Here is a 17355-nt window from a genome sequence, read left to right on the forward strand (position 1 = left end):
GCTGGAACAGCACTGGTACCGCCCGGTCTGGTGGATGACAGCCCTTCTGGCCTTGCCTGAAGGGCTGTTTGCCCTGTTGGCCGCACTGCGCCGGCTGCTATATCGCTGCGGCCTGAAAAGCGTCACCACCTTGCCGGTGCCGGTGGTCATCATCGGTAATATCAATGTGGGCGGTGTCGGCAAGACGCCGCTGACCGAGAGCCTGCTGCGCGACTTTGCTGCCTTGGGGGTCAAGGTCGGGGTGATCAGCCGCGGTTACGGTGGTAGCCATACCGCGCCCACGCTGGTGTCTGCCCGGACGCCGGCCAGCCTGGTCGGCGACGAGCCGCTACTGTTGGCCGCCACGGGCGCGCCGGTAGCGGTAGGGCGTGACCGTATTGCTGCCGCCCGGCTGCTGTTGCAGCAGCACCCGCACCTGGACCTGATCCTGAGCGATGATGGTTTGCAACACTACGCTTTGGGGCGGGCACTGGAAATTGTGGTGCTGGATGGCGAGCGCGGGCTGGGTAATGGCCACCTGCTGCCGGCAGGCCCCTTGCGCGAGCCTGCAGCGCGTTTGCGCAGCGTGGATGCCATCGTGGTGAATGGTGGCGACGCCAGCCGGCTATCGTTGCCGCCGGGGGTGCCCTGTTTTTGCCAGCGCTTGGCGCCGAGCGCGTTTTACCGTGCGGCCAACCCGGCGGAGACCCGCCAGGCGCAGGACTTTGCCGCTGAGCGCGTCGTGGCGCTGGCTGGTATCGGCAACCCGCAGCGCTTTTTTGACACCCTGCAGCGCCTGGGTGTGACCTTGCAGCGCAGCATTGCCCTGCCAGACCACCACCCGCTAGCAGCAGCCGACCTGCCGCAAGACGCCGACGCCGTGATTGTGACCGCCAAGGACGCGGTCAAGTTGCAGTGCGTCAATCATGCTAGACTATGGATTCTGCCCGTGGCCGCGCGGCTGGAGCCCGATCTGGCCCCGTGGATACTGTCCCGACTGAAAGAAACAAATGGACGCAAAATTTCTTGAGATTCTGGTTTGCCCGCTGTGCAAAGGCCCGCTGCAACTGGACAAAGCCAAGCAGGAGCTGATCTGCAAGGGCGACCGCCTGGCTTACCCTATCCGTGACGGCATCCCCATGATGCTGGAAAGCGAAGCCCGCGAGCTGGCTCCCGAGGAAGAAGTGCAATGAGCGGCTTCCTGGTGGTGATTCCGGCGCGGCTGTCGTCCAGCCGCCTGCCGGAAAAGCCGCTGGCCGATATCGGCGGTAAACCGATGGTGGTACGCGTGGCCGAGCGCGCCGCGCAGTCGGCTGCCAGCCGCGTGATCGTGGCCACCGACCACCCGCGCATAGTGGACGCCTGCCGCGCGCACGGCGTGGAGGTGGTACTGACCCGCGCCGATCACCCTAGCGGTACCGACCGCCTGGCCGAAGTGGCCAGCTTGCTGGCATTGCCAGACAATGCGGTGGTGGTCAACGTGCAGGGCGACGAGCCGCTGATTGACCCGGCGCTGATCGACGCCCTGGCCGCACAAATGCAGGATGGCGCGCTGCCCATGGCCACGCTGGCGCACGCCATCCATAGCGCAGAAGACATGTTCAACCCGAACGTGGTGAAGGTCGTGGTAAACAAGCAGGGGCGGGCACTGTATTTCAGCCGTGCCGCCATCCCGTTTGCCCGCGACGCCTTCGCAGCCGACCGCAGCACCCTGCCGGCCGGCCTGCCGGTGTACCGCCACATCGGCATGTATGCCTACCGTGCCAGCCTGCTGCATACCTACAGCCAGCTGGCCCCCGCGCCGCTAGAGCAGTTCGAGGCGCTGGAACAGCTACGCATGCTGTGGCACGGTTTTGACATTGCGGTTGAATGTGTGGCCGACGCGCCGCCAGCCGGCGTGGATACGCCGGAAGACCTGGCCCGCGTGCGAGCCATCGTTGCGGCCAACCTTTCCGAATAACACAACAAGTGAATGATGGGAGTAAACGATGAAGTTGATTCTGTTGGGCGCTCCGGGCGCTGGTAAAGGCACCCAGGCAAACTACATCAAGGAAAAGTTTGGTATTCCGCAAATCTCCACCGGCGACATGCTGCGCGCAGCCGTCAAAGCCGGCACCCCGCTGGGTGTGGAAGCGAAACAGATCATGGACGCAGGTGGCCTGGTACGCGACGACATCATTATCGGCCTGGTGAAGGAGCGTATCGCCGAAGCGGACTGCGCAAACGGTTTCCTGTTTGATGGTTTCCCGCGCACCATCCCGCAAGCCGAAGCCATGAAGGAAGCCGGCGTGGATATCGATTACGTAGTCGAAATCGACGTACCGGACGCAAACATCATCGACCGCATGTCGGGCCGCCGCGTACACGTGGCTTCCGGCCGTACCTACCACGTAAAATACAACCCGCCAAAAGCGGAAGGCGTGGACGACGAAACCGGCGAGCCGCTGGTACAGCGTGACGATGACAAAGCCGAGACCGTGAAAAAACGCCTGGACGTGTATCACGAGCAAACCGAAGTGCTGGTGGGTTTCTACTCGCAAATGGCCGCCTCCGGCGATGCCAAGGCACCGAAGTACGTGAAGATCGACGGTACCCAGGCGGTAGAGTCGGTACGCGATACCGTACTGGCGGCACTGGGCGCCTGATCCAGCGCGAATTGCCATAAGAAAAGGCGGGGAGCTCCCCGCCTTTTTTCATGCCTGTCGCCCGCTTAGCTGTTTTCCAGCGGGCCCAGTAACGGTGCCGGCAGGCGCTTTTCCTTAACCAGCTGCAGTAGTGCGTTGACCACATGCGGGTCGAACTGGGTACTGGTGCGGTCAGCGATGTAGTCCAGTACCTCGTGCAGCGGCCATGGCTCCTTGTACGGGCGCTTGTGCAGCAGGGCATCGAATACATCCACCACCGCCACGATACGCGCCGATAGCGGAATATCCTGTCCTTTGAGCTGGTGCGGGTAGCCGCTGCCGTCAAAGTACTCGTGATGCCCACCGGCAATATCGGCCCCCATGGACAGGTAGCTCACGCCTTCCACCATGGTACTGGCCTTGCGCAGGATATTGGCACCAATGGTGGCGTGCTGCTCCATGATACGGCGCTCTTCCGGGTCCAGCCGGCCGGGCTTGAACAGGATATGGTCGGGTGTGCCAACCTTGCCTACATCGTGCAGGATGCTGGCCATGCCTATCATGTCCATGAAGCGTGGGGTGAGGTCTTTCTCGTACACACCCATGCGCAGTAGCTCGGTGGCGATGGCGTCACTGAGCAGCTGCACCCGCAATACGTGCTCGCCGGTATCGGTATCGCGGAATTCTGCCAGATCGGCCAGCGCCACCACCGTGGCTTCCTGCGAGCTGATCAGCTGCGAGTACAGGTACAGATTGTCATAGGCAGACGAAATGCGCTGGCAGTACACCTCCAGCAGGCTGCGTTCCACGTCTTCCAGCGGCCATGGCGGCGAGAAGTGCACCACAAATTCACGCCCGTTCTGCGACGAGATATACAGGATGTCCAGCGGGTGGCGGTACACATTGCTCTTGTTGGCCAGGGCTTCTTTTATGGCGGTGTGCAGCTCGGGGAACTGCAGGGCAATGGCGCTATCGTTCTTGTTCAACAGCGATTCGAATGCGCCGGTGGCGGCCAGCACTTCCAGCTCCGGCCGGCCTCCGTGATGGGTGTTTTCCATGCACAGCACGCCATCGGTGCCCACATCCAGAATGGCACTGATCTGTTTGAGTACCCCGGAAGCAAACTCTTTGAGTGAACGTAGCCGGTACAAGTCGCTGGCCCCCTCCAGTATTTTGGACAGGCCCTGGCGGTTTTTTTCGATGGCGACCAGGTTTTCATAGGCACGCAGCGAGGCGATGACGGTGGTAAACAGCTTTTGTACCGTCAGCTCGGTTTTGGTTTTGTAGTCGTTGATATCGTAATTGAGGATGACTTCCTGCTCGGGTGCCTGGCCTGGCTGGCCGGTGCGCAATACGATACGTGATACGGTATTGCCCAGCTCGTTGCGGATGCGCTCGACCAGGCGCAGGCCGGCATCGTCTGTTTCCATCACCACATCCAGCAGGATCAGGGCAATGTCGGGCTGCTGTTGCAGAATACGGTAGCCTTCTGCTGCGCTGTAGGCACTCAGTAGTGCCAGCGGGCGTTCTTTGTAGCGCAGGTCCTTGATGGCTAGCCGGGTGGCGCTATGTACGTCTTTTTCATCATCGATGATCAGTACATTCCACGGCCGGCGCAGCGGGGTGTCCGGTTGCGGGGTGTCCTGGTCGTCCAGCAGCCAGTCGTTGTTGTCGGTGAGCTCGCTCATACTGGTTCCTTACGCTTGTTGTTCTGGTGCCACGCAGGGCAGGGTCAATGTAAAGCGGGTCCCCTCACCCACCATGCTATCCACATTGATATTGCCCCCCAGGCGTTTGAAAACGATGTTGAATACGATGTGTAGCCCCAAGCCACTGCCGCCATTGCCACGCTTGGTGGTAAAGAAAGGCTCGAAAATACGCTCCAGGTTGGCCTTGGGTATCCCGTTCCCATCGTCGCTGACGACAAGCCGTACTTTTTGCGATGAGATGGCGTCGGCCTTTATCAGAATAGTGCCTTCTTGCTCTTCATCATAGGCATGCAATAGCGCATTCATCACCAGGTTTGTCACCACCTGGGACAGTGCACCGGGATAGCTGTCCATGTCCAGCCCTGCCGGGCAGTCGATTTCTACCTGTGTATGCGTGCGGCGCAATTTGGGTCGCAGGCTGGTAATGACCTCGTGCAGATATTCGTTCATATCGAAGGTGCGGCGCGCCTCGCTGGTCTGGTCTACTGCCACTTGTTTGAAGCTGTGAATCAGGTTGGCCGCACGCTCGGCATTGCTCAGGATCAGCGCCGACGATTCTTCGGCGGTGTGCAGATAGTCCTGCAGCTCGCTTTTCCTGATTTGCCCGCTGGAAAACTGGCTGACAATTTGCTGGGTGGAGAGCGACAAATGCGATGCTGCCGTCAGGGTAATGCCTACCGGCGTGTTGATTTCATGTGCCACTCCGGCTACCAGCCCGCCAAGCGAGGCCAGTTTTTCGGTGCGGATCAGCGTGTCCTGGGTTTCTACCAGTTGCTGGTAGGCGCCTTCGGCGCGTTCCTTTTCTTCCAGGGCATAGGATTCGGCATCGCGGCGGCGCTCCAGCTCCTTGCTCACTTTCTGGGTAATGGCGTTGACGCCATGCACCAGCTCGGAAAATTCGGAAAACTGTGCCTCGGGCAGCAGGATGCTTTCATTGCTTTCCAGTTGTGATGCCCGCAGCAGCGCGACGTGCAGTTCTTTGATGGGCGAGAATACGTAGCTGCGTAGCAGCAGAACCAGAATGATGGACAGGCTTACCGCCACCAGTAGTGCTTGCATGCCCTGGCGCAGCAGCTCGCTTTCCAGGCGGTTATTGATCCGCGCGCGTGACAGGTAAACCGTGATCGAGCCCAGGTTGTCGCGCTGCTGGTAGAGCACGGGTAAGACCAAGGTTTCGTCGCTCTTGATCTGCTCGTCTTTTTTCAGGTTCACCACGCGGCCATCGGGCAGATTCTGGCGGCCCAGGTAGAGGCCGGCGTCCCCCTCGACGCGCATGCCCAATACGGCCATGGACTCCAGCTCCGCATCCAGTGTGAGGCGGATGAACTCGTCATCCAGCTGCCAGACACCATGTGGCAGCGACAGGGCGAGCCGCTGCTTCAGGCCGTCTTTCAGTGCCAGATAGTCTTGCTCCTCTTGTGCCTGCGTACTGCGATAGGAGACCAGGCCGGTTGCACCCAGCACCAGTAGCAGGGCAAACAGGATCCAGATCAGCAGTCTTGCCTTGATGCTATGCATGGCAGCTTTCCATTCATCAGTGGGCTACTTCATATTACGCTACGCTTTTATAGCTTTATGCGGAATCCTGCGAGGCAGGCCAAGTGTTCTTGCTAACGTGTCCAAAATGCTGCAATGGCATGACGGCCAGCATGGTATTGAAATTGCCGCTGACGGCCTTATTTAGAGTTTACCGTTGTTAACCTCACAGATAGACACTATGAGCGCACAGAAAGAAACCCTGGGTTTTCAGACCGAAGTCAAACAGCTTTTGAAGCTGATGATCCACTCCCTGTATTCCAACAAGGAGATCTTCCTGCGTGAGCTGGTTTCCAATGCCAGCGATGCGGCCGACAAGCTGCGTTTCGAAGGCCTGAACAATGCGGCCTTGTTCGAGAGCGATCCTGATCTGAAAATCCGCATCGCGGTAGATAGCGATGCCAAGACCATCACCATTGCCGATAACGGCATCGGCATGAGCCGTGACGAAGTGATCGCCAACATCGGTACCATCGCCAAGTCGGGTACCAAGGCCTTCTTCGAGCAGCTATCTGGCGACGCCAAAAAAGACGCCAACCTGATCGGCCAGTTCGGCGTGGGCTTCTACTCTGCCTTTATCGTAGCCGACAAGGTCACGCTCACTACCCGCCGTGCCGGCGCTGCGGCCAGTGAAGGCGTGCGCTGGGAGTCGGCAGGTGAGGGCGACTTCACGCTGGAGCAGGTAGAAAAAGCCGGCCGCGGTACCGAAGTCGTGCTGCACCTGAAAGAGGGCAACGAGGAGTTCCTCAACGACTGGTCGCTCAAGCGCATCGTACGGACTTACTCCGACCACATCTCTATCCCCATCGAGATGAAAAAGGGCAACAGCTACGGCGAAAACGGCGAAGTCATCGTCAGCGATGACTTTGAAACCGTCAACGAAGCCTCTGCACTGTGGGCCCGCAGCAAGAACGACATTACCGAAGAGCAGTACAAAGAGTTTTACAAGCACGTTGCCCACGACTTCACCGACCCGCTGGCCTGGAGCCACGCCCGTGTCGAAGGCCGTCAGGAATACACCGAGCTGCTGTACATCCCGTCGCGCGCGCCGTTCGACATGTGGGACCGCGACCGCAAGCAGGGCGTGAAACTGTACGTGCGCCGCGTGTTCATCATGGAAGACAGCAACAAGCTGATGCCGCAGTACCTGCGCTTCGTGCGTGGCGTCATCGACAGCAACGACCTGCCGCTGAACGTATCGCGTGAGATCCTGCAGGAATCCAAAGATATCGATGCCATCCGCGCCGGTTGCGTGAAGAAAGTGCTGGGCCTGCTGGATGATCTGGCGGCCAACCAGCCGGAAAAATACGCCGACTTCTGGAAAGAGTTTGGCCAGGTGCTGAAAGAAGGCGTGGGTGAAGACTTTGGCAACAAAGACCGCATCGCCAAGCTGCTGCGCTTTGTCTCCACCGCGAGCGAAGACGACGTACCTGCCGTATCGCTGGCTGACTACCTGGGCCGCATGAAAGAAGGTCAGGACAAGATCTACTACATTACCGCCGACACCCTGTCCGCTGCGCGCAACAGCCCGCACCTGGAAGTGTTCAAGAAGAAGGGTGTGGAAGTACTGCTACTGACTGACCGCGTGGACGAGTGGGTCACCGGCTCGCTCTCCGAGTTCGACGGCAAGAAGCTGCAGTCGGTGGCCAAAGGCGCGCTGGACCTGGGCGCGCTGGAAGACGAAGCCGACAAGGAAGCGCAGAAGCAGGTAGAAGCAGCCGCCAAACCGGTGGTAGAGCTGGTACAAAAAGCCTTGGGCCAGCGCGTGAAGGACGTACGTGCTACTGCCCGCCTGACCGACAGCCCGGCCTGCCTGGTGGTAGGCGAGCAGGACATGAGCGCCCACCTGGAACGCATGCTGAAAGCCGCCGGCCAGCCGGTGCCGGAAGGTGCCAAGCCGACGCTGGAAATCAATCCCGAGCACGTGCTGGTCAAACGTCTGGCTAGCGAGGCTGACGATGGCCGCCGCGAAGACCTGGCCAATGTGCTGTACGACCAGGCGCTACTGGCCGAAGGCGGCAAGCTGGAAGACCCGGCTGCATTCGTGAAGCGCATCAACAAGCTGATGCTGGAGCTGTCTGCCTGAGCGTAATAGTTGGCCGCAAGCCGCCCGGTTGGGCGGCTTTTTGTTTTTTGGCCAGGGCAGGAAGTGCACTGGCAAACCGTGCGCGGGCTTGATTTATCGATTTTATGGTAGTTTTCGTGGTCAAAGCCTGCCGTGCTTTGGTACTGTTACGGCCATGAAGATTACCCGCCATCTCCCCAAAGACGAAATCAAGGCACTGCCGCCGTTTACCGGTTTAACGCTGTCTCAGATCACCCTGGTGCAGGACGAGGCCGGCTTGCAGGCTGCCGTAGCCGCACTGCAGGCCCACGACGTGCTGGGTTTTGATACCGAGTCGCGGCCAACCTTTCACAAGGGCCAGAAGCCTACCGGGCCGCATTTGGTGCAGCTGGCCAGTGCCGACCATGGCTGGCTGTTTCCGCTGGGCGAAGGCCCGATGCCGGCACCGCTGGCCGCGCTACTGTCGCGCCCGGGTCTGACGCTGGCAGGCTTTGACCTGAGCTCGGATCGTGCCCATCTGAAAAACCGCTTTGGCGTGACCGACCTGAACTTGCTGGACCTGGGCAATCTGTTCCAGTGCGAGGACAAGCGCCTGACCATTGGCGCGGTGCAGGCCGTGGCCCAGCTGTTTGGCCAGTATTTCCGCAAGTCGAAAAAGCAGTCCACGTCCAACTGGTCGCTGCGCGCGCTATCCGAGGCGCAGCAGCTGTATGCGGCCAACGATGCCTGGGTGGCCTGGCGTGTATGGCAGGCGCTACAGGGTACTTGACCTGCCGTGGTGCTGTGTTAGTCTGCCCGTCCCGCGCGTGGCGCGGGCTTGATCCCTGATTTTCCTGAGTATTTTCATGCTGTTTGAGCAAGCTTGCGCCATTGTGGATCTGGAAACCACCGGTGGCCATATCACCCGTGACCGCGTCACCGAGGTGGGGGTCATCCTGGTGGATGGCGAACACGTCGAGCGTTTCGACTTTCTGGTGAACCCCGGGCAGACCATTCCTGCTTTCATCGAACAGATGACCGGTATCAGCAACGACATGGTGGCCACCGCGCCGCCGTTTGCCGATATCGCCCCGGCACTGCTGGAAAAGCTGCAGGGCAGGCTGTTCATTGCGCATAACGTACGCTTTGACTACGGCTTTCTGAAGAACGAGTTCAAGCGGGTGGGGCTGAGCTTTCGCAGCGACGTGCTGTGCACCGTCAAGCTGTCGCGCCGCCTCTACCCGCAGCACTACAAGCACAACCTGGACAGCATCATCGCCCGCCACGGCATTGTGCTGGCCGAGCGGCACCGTGCGTTGGCCGACGCCGAGGCGGTGTACCAGTTTCTACGCCAGACCACGGCCAGCCTGGGGCAGGGCGTGGTGGAAGACGCCGCGCGCGAGCTGATGGCGCTGCCGTCGGTGCCGCCGGGCCTGGACCCTGAAGTAGTGGACAATCTGCCTGATGTGCCGGGTGTCTACCTGTTTTTTGACGAGAAACGCCTGCCGCTGTACGTGGGCAAGAGCGTCAACCTGCGCACGCGCGTGTTGTCGCACTTCAGTGGTGACCATCGCCAGCACAAGGAAATGCGCATCAGCCAGGAAATCTGCCACGTGGAGTGGGTAGAAACCATTGGCGAATTCGGCGCACTGCTGCTGGAGTTGCAGCTGATCAAAGACAAAAAGCCGCTGCACAACCAGCGTGGCCGGCTGGAGCAAGAGCTGTGCACCTTGCAGTTGGCCGAGGGGGCGGATGGTTTTCTGTTGCCGCGCATCGTGTACGCACGCGATGTGGACTTTTCCCGTCTGGATGCCATTTACGGTTTGTTCCGCACCCAGAAAGAGGCCAAGAAGGCACTAGGCGAGCTGTGCGAAGCCAACGGCCTGTGCCAGACCTGCTTGCAGCTGGAAAAGCGTGGCGCGCGCAAGGGCGCCTGCTTTGCCTACCAGATCGGCCGCTGCAAAGGCGCGTGTATCGGGCGCGAGGATGCGGCCGACCACAATATCCGTCTGCTGCATGCGCTGGGTAAGGTCAAACTGAAAAGCTGGCCTTACGCGGGCATGATTGCAGTGCGCGAAACCGACCCGGTGAGCGGCGAGTGGGAGGAGCATCTGTTCGAGCGCTGGTGTTACCTGGGCAGCCGTCGTAGCGAGCAGGCCGCTCCGCAGGGGGCGCCACGCTTTGATGTGGATACCTACAAGCTGCTGGCCGCGCTCATCAAAAAGCCCATGGACAACACCGAGCTGCGCGAGCTGGCTTGAGCTGGCGGCTAGTACCAAGCAAAACGCCACCGTAAGGTGGCGTTTTTACATGCACCGGGGCGCTAGCCCTTAGTCGTTGATGCTGGCCAGGCTGCGCAGGCGGGCTTCGATCAGGCGCGGGTTTTCGCCGTTGGCAATAGCCACGACGCCTTCCATCACCAGCTCTTTGGCGGTGCTTTCCAGGCGGATAAGGTGCTTGAGTTTGGTGGCCATCGGCAGGAACAGCAGGTTGGCTACACCTACGCCGTACACGGTGGCGACAAAGGCCACGGCAATACCACCGCCCAGCTTGGAGGGGTCGGACAGGTTTTCCATCACGTGGATCAGGCCCAGTACCGCGCCCAGAATACCCATGGTAGGGGAGTAGCCGCCCGCAGATTCCCAGATCTTGGCGGCCTGCTTGCGGCCATGTTCGTGGCTGTCGATGTCGGTTTCCAGCACTTCGCGTATGCTTTGCGGCTCGCCACCATCTACCAGCATCTGCAGGGCCTTCTTGTTGAACGGGTCTTTCTGGCCATTCAGGAAGCTTTCCAGTGCCAGCAGGCCACCGCGGCGGCTGGTCTGGCTCCAGTTCACGATTTCGCGGATCTGCTTGTCGTACTCGAACGGTGGCGGGCTGAATACCCAGCGCACCATGCGCAGGCCGGTAACAAACTGTTTGGGCGTGCTTTGCAGCATCACGGCACTGGCGGTACCGCCGATCACGATAAGAAATGCCGTGAGCTGCAGCAGGGAGCCAAGGTGGCCGCCTTCGAGCGCCTGGCCTGCCAGGATGGCGGTGAGCCCACCCAGTACGGCAACAATACTGATCTTGTCCAAGATTGGCTTTCGTTAAGGTTCAGGTCCACTCGCGCAGGCGGCTGCGCAGGCGGGTGACGGCCTGGCTGTGCAGCTGGCACACACGGGATTCGGAAACACCCAGCACGGCACCGATTTCTTTCAGGTTCAGCTCCTGCTCGTAATACAGGCTCATCACCAGCTGGTCACGCTCCGGCAGCAGCTTGATGGCGTCGACCAGTGCGTTGCGGAAGGCGTCGTCACTGAGCACGGCCGACGGTTCTATACCGTTTTCGTCGGCAATATTGTCGATGCTGTGCGTGGCGTTACCCTCGTCGTCCTGGAAGTCTTCAAAGTGCACTACCCCGATGCCACGACACTCGCCCAGCATGGATTGGTACTCGTCCAGCGGCAGCTGCATGTGCCCGGCAATTTCGCTTTCGATGGGCGCGCGCCCCAGCTGTTGCTCCAGTTTGTGGATGGCGTCTTCGATCTGGCGGCTGTTGCGGCGTGTCTGGCGCGGCATCCAGTCTTCGCGGCGCAGCTCGTCCAGCATGGCACCACGGATACGCTGGCTGGCAAAGGTTTCAAACTGCACGCCCTGTGCCGGGTCGAACTGTTTTGCCGCCTCCATCAGGCCGATCACGCCGACCTGGATCAGGTCGTTGATATCCACGCTGGCCGGCAGGCGGGCTACCAGCATGCTGGCCAGTTTTTTTACCAGCGGCGTGTATTGTTCGATCTGTATGGCCGGGCGATTATCCGCCACCTGGGCGTAGGCCCGCATTTTATGGTGAGCTGCCATGTCAGGACCCTGTCAAGTCTGCTAGCGATTTGGTTGTCATGAGTAGGTGCTCCAGATAGCTGTTGCGCGGGGCGCTCTGATCGGGCGCGTGCCAGCGCGGCAGCATGTCGGCCAGCTGGCTATAGGCCAGCGCAGCCTCGCATTCGGCAAACGCTTCTACCGTCGGGCGGCGCAGGGTCTGGCTTTTGCGCACCGTGCTATCGGCCGGGACAAAACCCACCCAGCGTAGTGCGACCGACAGGTAGTCACCGGCCACGCTATTGAGGCGGTTGAATACAGCTTGGGCTTCTTCAAAATCCTGCGCACGGTTTACCAGAATATTGAACCGGCGGCGCGCGTAGTCTGCGGCCAACCTTTTCAGGCTGGCGTAGCCTTGGGTCAGGCTGTCGGCGTCCGGGCTCAGCACCAGTACCAGATTATCGGCGATGCACGCCGGTGCCGGGTCGTCGCTGATATTGGGGCAGTCGATCAACAGCACGCTGCTATCGGCTTCGACCGAGGCAAACTCGTGTGCCAGCCGGCGCCACAGCCGTGGCGACAGGCGCGTGCGCTCTTCACTACTGGCAGCCAGGTTGATCAGGTTGAGCCCGTAGCGGTTGGCCACCATCAGTTCGTTGATGCCGCCCAGGCTGATGGCCAGGCTGGCAAAGGTGCCGGTGGCGGGCAGGCCCAGGCGGCGTGCCTGCTGATGGCCCGGCTGGTGTTCTATCAATAGCGGGCGGCCACCGCGCAGGGCCAGGCTGGCGGCCAGCTCGCCCACCAATGTGCTGACACCGCTGCCTTCGCCGCCGATAAAGGCAAAGCTGGGCGGGTAGTCGGCTTGGGCGCGCTGCAGGCGCAGGCTGGAGGCTTGATCGCTCATGCTTACCCCAGCCAGCCGGATTGTGCGGCGTTCATGATGGCCATTTCGTCACCGGCAGGGTTAAAGGGCGAATTATTTTGTGCGGCCCGCAGGGCGCGGTCTATCAGCAGCTCGGCGTGGGCGGCGTGGATGTCTTCCGGTACACGCTGGCCGTTGGTGACATAGAACAGGCGCAGGCGGTTGCGGATAACCACGTCCAGGCTAGGGCCCAGGGTGAGTGCTTCGTCAATCTTGGACACAATCGCACCGGTCAGGCCATCGCCCTTGTAGTGGCGTACCACGTCTTCCAGCGTGTGGCCGTCGGCGTTGGCCGCCAGCAACAACAGGCGCTGTACCGGGCGGCCGGCCTGGTTGAACATGTCCAGCTGGGTTTGTACCCTGGCGTCGCGCTGACCCATGCCCACAGTGTCGATCAGTATCACTTTGCGCGGCGTCAGGTCGGCCAGCGTCAATTGCAGGTCGCCTTCGTTTTGTACCGAAAACACCGGTACGCCCAGAATCTTGCCGTAAATGCGCAGCTGGTCTTGCGCACCGATACGGTAGGTGTCGGTGGTGATCAGCGCCACGCTTTGCGCGCCGTAGCGCATGGTGGCGCGTGCGGCCAACTTGGCCACGGTGGTGGTCTTGCCCACGCCTGTCGGGCCTACCAGGGCATAGATGCCACCGGCCTCGATCGGGTCGTGCAGCGGGTCCATGCACTTCAGGTTGTGGATCAGCGCCGAGCGCGCCCACTTTTGCGCCACGTCGCCGTCGTACTGCGGTGGCAGCTTTTGCGTGAGCTGGCGGATCAGCGCCGAGCTGAAGCCGGCGGTGAGCAGGTGGCGGAACAGCTCGGTGCGGTTGGGCGTGCGTTGTTCCATATCAGACCAGGCAAAGCCGGCCAGCTGGCTTTGCAGCAGGCTGCGCAGCTGTTTGATCTCGTCACTGATCTGCTTGAGCTCTTGCGCCATTTGCTCGCGGTCCGGCTCGTCCTGCGCGGGCGCGGCGCGGCGCGGGTTGGCCGCAGCGGCGGGCTGCGCACTTTGCTGTGGCGGCGGCGCGGCGCGGCGCGAGCTGGCTTGTACGTGTTCCAGAAACGGTTGTGGCTGGTTCCGCGGCGGCTCTGGCGGCGGCGGGGGCGGCGGCGGTGCCGGTGGTTCTTCCAGCGGCTCTACCGGCATGGCGTAGGTACGCGCCAGCGCACGGTTTACCGCAGGGCTGGCTGCTTGTTGCGGCGCCGGGCTGACCGGGGCCGGCTGTTGCGGCACATTACGCGGCGGCTTGGGCTGCGACGGGGGGGTGAGGGTGGTGGCCAGCGCAGATACGTCTGCGTCGGCTACGGCCATGATCTCTACCCCGCCGCCCAACGTTGGACGGTTGGACAGGATCAACGCGTCAGCGCCAAGCTCTTCCCGAACCTGGCGCAGTGCATCGCGTGTGGTTTTGCCGTAGAACTTTCTGACGACCATCTATTAGCCTTTGCTCCCCCCAATCACCGCAATTATACGAATGGATTTGCTGTCTGGAATCTCATTATGCGAAATCACACGCAGTTGTGGCAGTGCCCTGCGCAGAAAGCGTGCCAGTAATGGTCGCAAACCCGGCGGTGTAAGCAAGACTGGATTGTAACCCTGATTTTCAACATTTTCTGTTTGCTGTGCCGCATTAGCCAATAGATTCTCTGCAAGGCCCGGCTCCAGGCCGCCCCCGGCCTTGCTATTGACGGCTTGCAGCAGGATGCCTTCCAGTGCTGGTTCCAGCGTCATCAGCGGCAGCTCCTGCTCACCGGGGAACAGCTGCTGCACGATGGCACGCGACAGCGCGGTACGGACGGCGCTGGTCAGTTCGTCGATATCCTGCGTCATGCCGACATGGTCTGCCAGTGTTTCGATGATGGTGCGGAAGTCGCGCAGGTTGATGCCATCGGTGAGCAGCTGTTGCAGCACCTTTTGCAGTACGCCTACCGGTACCACTTTCGGTACCAGGTCTTCGATCAGCTTTGGCGCTTCCTTGGCCACATGGTCGATCAGGGCTTGTACTTCTTCGCGGCCCAGCAGCTCTGCCGCGTGCGATTGCAGCAAGTTGGAGATATGCGTGGCTACCACGGTGCTGGCGTCTACCACGGTGTAACCCATGTTCTGGGCTTCGTCACGGCGGCTGGCTTCTATCCATACTGCGGGCAGGCCAAAGGCCGGGTCGGTGGTGGCCATGCCTTGCAGCTCGCCACTGACCTGGCCGGGGTTGATGGCGAGAAATTGCCCGATATAGGCCTCGCCGGTGCCGATTTCTACGCCTTTTAGCAGGATGCGGTAGGCGTTGGGGCGGATTTCCAGGTTGTCGCGTATATGCACGGCAGGCACCAGAAAGCCTAGCTCCTGCGCCATTTTTTTACGGATGCCGCGAATGCGCCGTAGCAGCTCGCCGTCCTGGTCGCGGTCTACCAGCGGTATCAGGCGGTAGCCTACCTCCAGGCCCAATGCGTCTACTGCTTGTACATCTTTCCAGCTCACCTCGGCCAGTGGTTGCTCCATGATGGCCGGGGGCGGGGCGCTGCTGGCGGCGGCGGGGGCGGCGGCCTTTTCTGCCACCAGCTTGTCCAGCCACCAGGCTGTGCCTGCCAGGGTGGCAGCAATCAGCAGAAACGCCATATGCGGCATATTGGGGATCATGCCCAGCAGGCCGATCACGGCGGCGGTCAGGTACAGCACGGTGGGGTTGGCAAACAGCTGGCCTACCAGTTGTTCGGACAGGCCCTTCTCGGTGCCGACCCGTGCCACTACCATACCGGCGGCGGTAGAGATGATCAGGGCGGGAATCTGGGCGACCAGGCCGTCACCGATAGTCAGCAGGGTGTAGGTTTCTGCCGCGTCGCCTACTGCCATATCGTGTTGCAGAATCCCGATGATCAGGCCGCCCACGATATTGATCACCATGATCAGGATGCCGGCCGTGGCATCGCCGCGCACAAACTTGGAAGCACCATCCATGGAACCGAAGAAGTTGGCTTCTTCGGCAATCTTGGCACGGCGCGTACGGGCTTCTTCTTCGCCAATCAGGCCAGCGTTCAGGTCGGCATCGATGGCCATCTGCTTGCCGGGCATGGCGTCCAGGGCAAAGCGGGCCGATACTTCGGCGATACGGCCGGCACCTTTGGTGATCACCACGAAGTTGATGATGGTGAGGATGATGAACACCACGATACCGATGGTGATGTTATCCCCGATCAGGAAGTGGGCAAACGATTCGATTACCGCACCCGCCGCGGCAGTGCCGTTATGGCCTTCCAGCAGGATGATGCGGCTACTGGCTACGTTCAGGGACAGCCGCAACAGGGTGGTGATCAACAGAACGCTCGGGAACGACGAGAATTCCAGCGGTTCGCGCGTGTTGACGCCCACCATCAGCACGATGATGGAGATGGCAATATTGAACGTGAAAAAGATGTCCAGCAGCAGCGGTGGCAGCGGCAGCACCATCATGGACAGCACCAGCATGATCAATACCGGCCCTGCCAGGGTGTTGATGTCGATCTTTTTCAGGAATTCCAACAAATCATTCATGCCTTATAGATAGTTTCAGCTGGGCGCAGTATGTTGATTGTGTTTGGTTTCAGGGTCAAGCTCGGGCGGAACCTCCAGTTTTTCCGGGAAAACCGGTGAAATGCCGCCTTGTTGCTCATAGTGCTTGAGCTGGTGCACATACGCCAGTACCTGGGCCGCAGCGGTATAGAGTTTGTTGGGCACCTCCTCGCCCAGCTCCACGTTGAAATACAGGGCGCGGGCAAAGGGCGGGGCGCGTACCACCAGTACTTTGTGTTCACGCCCTTTTTCAATGATCTTTTCTGCCATCTTCAGCGAGCCCTTGGCAATCAGCTTGGGCGCGGCCATGCCGTCTTCGTAGTGGATCGCCACCGCGTAGTGCGTCGGGTTGGTGATGATCACATTGGCATTGGGGATTTCCTGCATCATGCGCCGCCGCGCTGCTTCACGTTGCAGCTGGCGGATACGGCCCTTGACCTCCGGGGAGCCTTCCTGTTCCTTGTACTCCTGCTTGACTTCTTCTTTGGTCATGCGCAGGTTCTTGGTGTAGTGCCACAGCTGGAAAGGCACATCCAGCAATACCAGTACCAGCATCGCGCCAACCACGATCTGGAAGGTATGTTCCATCAGTCCGATCAGGTGAATCTGTGCGCGGTCCAGCGGCATGCTGATCAAACCAATCAGGTCGCCACGCTCGCCCCAGATTACCCAGGTGGCCACACCGCCGATCAGCAGGCTTTTCAGCAGCGCTTTCAGGCCTTCGCTGGCGGCCTGTATCGAAAAGAGCCGGGCAATGCCACTGAGCGGGTTTAGCTTGCCAAAATTGGGCATGAAAGCCTTGGTGGTGAAGTTCCAGCCACCAATCAGCAGGGGTGTCAGCGCCGCCACCAGAAACAGGCCGCCCAAAAGGGGCGCCATGGCTTGCAGGGCATCGACCAGGCTGCCACGGAACTGTTCCAGAATGATATCGGTGCTTTTGGCGCGGGCGGCGTCAAAGCTCAGCCAGTCATGCATCACTTTCAGCAGGTACTGGTAGATGCTTTCACCGGTGGCCATCAGCAGGGCCAGCCCGGTAGCGGTCACGGCGAAGGTAGACAGTTCGCGAGATCGGGGGACATTACCCTCTTCGCGTGCCTGCCCTATCCGTCGCCCCGAGGGGGCTTCTGTTTTATCTTCCTGATCGCTATCGGCCATCGTGCTGCGGCGTATCGGCTAAGTGGGTCAAGCGGGCATGTTAGCG

The 17355-nt window shown here is 60.7% G+C and carries 15 protein-coding genes; 7 read left to right on the plus strand and 8 right to left on the minus strand.

Features of this window, described 5'->3' with window-relative positions:
• Positions 1-34 precede the first annotated feature (34 nt).
• Genes lpxK through adk form a run of 4 tightly spaced genes read left to right on the plus strand, consistent with a single transcriptional unit; the run spans position 35 to position 2624 of the window.
• The gene (gene lpxK / locus PQU95_RS16915) at positions 35-1009 is read left to right on the plus strand and encodes a tetraacyldisaccharide 4'-kinase (protein WP_272753096.1); all 975 of its coding nucleotides are present in this window, start codon (positions 35-37) and stop codon (positions 1007-1009) included.
• Positions 990-1172: a Trm112 family protein gene (locus tag PQU95_RS16920; RefSeq protein ID WP_017506910.1), complete on the plus strand. Its 183-nt coding sequence runs from the start codon at positions 990-992 to the stop codon at positions 1170-1172. The genes lpxK and PQU95_RS16920 overlap by 20 nt, the downstream gene beginning before the upstream one ends.
• On the plus strand, positions 1169-1939 hold the full coding sequence (kdsB, locus tag PQU95_RS16925; RefSeq protein WP_147692547.1) for a 3-deoxy-manno-octulosonate cytidylyltransferase: 771 nt from the start codon (positions 1169-1171) through the stop codon (positions 1937-1939). The genes PQU95_RS16920 and kdsB overlap by 4 nt, the downstream gene beginning before the upstream one ends.
• Before the next feature lie 28 nt (positions 1940-1967).
• A complete protein-coding gene (gene adk / locus PQU95_RS16930; protein ID WP_017506912.1) occupies positions 1968-2624 on the plus strand; it encodes an adenylate kinase in 657 nt (218 codons plus the stop codon).
• Between the two features lie 65 nt (positions 2625-2689).
• Here adk and PQU95_RS16935 read toward each other — a convergent pair whose 3' ends face one another.
• Together PQU95_RS16935 and PQU95_RS16940 are read right to left on the minus strand one after the other, a co-directional pair.
• Entirely contained in the window at positions 2690-4291 is a 1602-nt protein-coding gene (locus PQU95_RS16935; RefSeq protein WP_272753097.1) for a DUF3369 domain-containing protein, read from the minus strand.
• A 9-nt stretch (positions 4292-4300) separates the two neighbouring features.
• A complete protein-coding gene (locus PQU95_RS16940; protein ID WP_272753098.1) occupies positions 4301-5830 on the minus strand; it encodes a sensor histidine kinase in 1530 nt (509 codons plus the stop codon).
• Between the two features lie 199 nt (positions 5831-6029).
• Here PQU95_RS16940 and htpG point away from each other — a divergent pair, with 199 nt between their 5' ends.
• The 3 genes from htpG to PQU95_RS16955 all read left to right on the plus strand — a co-directional run bounded on the left by htpG (position 6030) and on the right by PQU95_RS16955 (position 10153).
• The gene (gene htpG / locus PQU95_RS16945) at positions 6030-7934 is read left to right on the plus strand and encodes a molecular chaperone HtpG (RefSeq protein ID WP_272753099.1); all 1905 of its coding nucleotides are present in this window, start codon (positions 6030-6032) and stop codon (positions 7932-7934) included.
• A 154-nt stretch (positions 7935-8088) separates the two neighbouring features.
• On the plus strand, positions 8089-8682 hold the full coding sequence (locus tag PQU95_RS16950) for a 3'-5' exonuclease (protein WP_272753100.1): 594 nt from the start codon (positions 8089-8091) through the stop codon (positions 8680-8682).
• 76 nt (positions 8683-8758) lie between these two features.
• Complete coding sequence (locus tag PQU95_RS16955; protein WP_272753101.1) at positions 8759-10153, plus strand: exonuclease domain-containing protein; 1395 nt, start codon at positions 8759-8761, stop codon at positions 10151-10153.
• 69 nt (positions 10154-10222) lie between these two features.
• Here PQU95_RS16955 and PQU95_RS16960 read toward each other — a convergent pair whose 3' ends face one another.
• The 6 genes from PQU95_RS16960 to flhB are packed head-to-tail and all read right to left on the minus strand — an operon-like array spanning position 10223 to position 17309.
• The gene (locus PQU95_RS16960) at positions 10223-10972 is read right to left on the minus strand and encodes a flagellar motor protein (protein WP_272753102.1); all 750 of its coding nucleotides are present in this window, start codon (positions 10970-10972) and stop codon (positions 10223-10225) included.
• Between the two features lie 19 nt (positions 10973-10991).
• Positions 10992-11735, minus strand: a complete 744-nt coding sequence (locus PQU95_RS16965; protein WP_272753103.1) for an RNA polymerase sigma factor FliA — start codon at positions 11733-11735, stop codon at positions 10992-10994.
• A gap of 1 nt (position 11736) precedes the next feature.
• Positions 11737-12597 carry a MinD/ParA family ATP-binding protein gene (locus PQU95_RS16970; protein WP_272753104.1) on the minus strand — a complete coding sequence of 287 codons (861 nt, stop codon included), beginning with the start codon at positions 12595-12597 and terminating at the stop codon, positions 11737-11739.
• A 2-nt stretch (positions 12598-12599) separates the two neighbouring features.
• Complete coding sequence (gene flhF, locus PQU95_RS16975) at positions 12600-14045, minus strand: flagellar biosynthesis GTPase FlhF (protein WP_272753105.1); 1446 nt, start codon at positions 14043-14045, stop codon at positions 12600-12602.
• 3 nt (positions 14046-14048) lie between these two features.
• Positions 14049-16136 (minus strand): flagellar biosynthesis protein FlhA, encoded by a 2088-nt coding sequence (gene flhA / locus PQU95_RS16980; protein ID WP_272753106.1) that lies wholly within the window; start codon positions 16134-16136, stop codon positions 14049-14051.
• Between the two features lie 15 nt (positions 16137-16151).
• Positions 16152-17309 (minus strand): flagellar biosynthesis protein FlhB, encoded by a 1158-nt coding sequence (gene flhB, locus PQU95_RS16985; protein WP_272753107.1) that lies wholly within the window; start codon positions 17307-17309, stop codon positions 16152-16154.
• Positions 17310-17355: the final 46 nt, after the last annotated feature.

Origin of the sequence: Vogesella aquatica, assembly GCF_028548455.1 — a bacterium.
Lineage (GTDB): Bacteria > Pseudomonadota > Gammaproteobacteria > Burkholderiales > Chromobacteriaceae > Vogesella > Vogesella aquatica.

Bases quoted from the DNA above. Each gene is read 5' to 3' on its own strand.
- PQU95_RS16965 (WP_272753103.1), bottom strand. From the start codon at position 11,735: ATGGCAGCTCACCATAAAATGCGGGCCTACGCCCAGGTGGCGGATAAT.
- PQU95_RS16935 (WP_272753097.1), bottom strand. From the start codon at position 4,291: ATGAGCGAGCTCACCGACAACAACGACTGGCTGCTGGACGACCAGGAC.
- PQU95_RS16955 (WP_272753101.1), top strand. From the start codon at position 8,759: ATGCTGTTTGAGCAAGCTTGCGCCATTGTGGATCTGGAAACCACCGGT.
- PQU95_RS16940 (WP_272753098.1), bottom strand. From the start codon at position 5,830: ATGCATAGCATCAAGGCAAGACTGCTGATCTGGATCCTGTTTGCCCTG.
- flhA (WP_272753106.1), bottom strand. From the start codon at position 16,136: ATGAATGATTTGTTGGAATTCCTGAAAAAGATCGACATCAACACCCTG.
- htpG (WP_272753099.1), top strand. From the start codon at position 6,030: ATGAGCGCACAGAAAGAAACCCTGGGTTTTCAGACCGAAGTCAAACAG.
- PQU95_RS16950 (WP_272753100.1), top strand. From the start codon at position 8,089: ATGAAGATTACCCGCCATCTCCCCAAAGACGAAATCAAGGCACTGCCG.
- adk (WP_017506912.1), top strand. From the start codon at position 1,968: ATGAAGTTGATTCTGTTGGGCGCTCCGGGCGCTGGTAAAGGCACCCAG.
- kdsB (WP_147692547.1), top strand. From the start codon at position 1,169: ATGAGCGGCTTCCTGGTGGTGATTCCGGCGCGGCTGTCGTCCAGCCGC.
- flhB (WP_272753107.1), bottom strand. From the start codon at position 17,309: ATGGCCGATAGCGATCAGGAAGATAAAACAGAAGCCCCCTCGGGGCGA.
- flhF (WP_272753105.1), bottom strand. From the start codon at position 14,045: ATGGTCGTCAGAAAGTTCTACGGCAAAACCACACGCGATGCACTGCGC.
- PQU95_RS16920 (WP_017506910.1), top strand. From the start codon at position 990: ATGGACGCAAAATTTCTTGAGATTCTGGTTTGCCCGCTGTGCAAAGGC.
- lpxK (WP_272753096.1), top strand. From the start codon at position 35: ATGACAGCCCTTCTGGCCTTGCCTGAAGGGCTGTTTGCCCTGTTGGCC.
- PQU95_RS16970 (WP_272753104.1), bottom strand. From the start codon at position 12,597: ATGAGCGATCAAGCCTCCAGCCTGCGCCTGCAGCGCGCCCAAGCCGAC.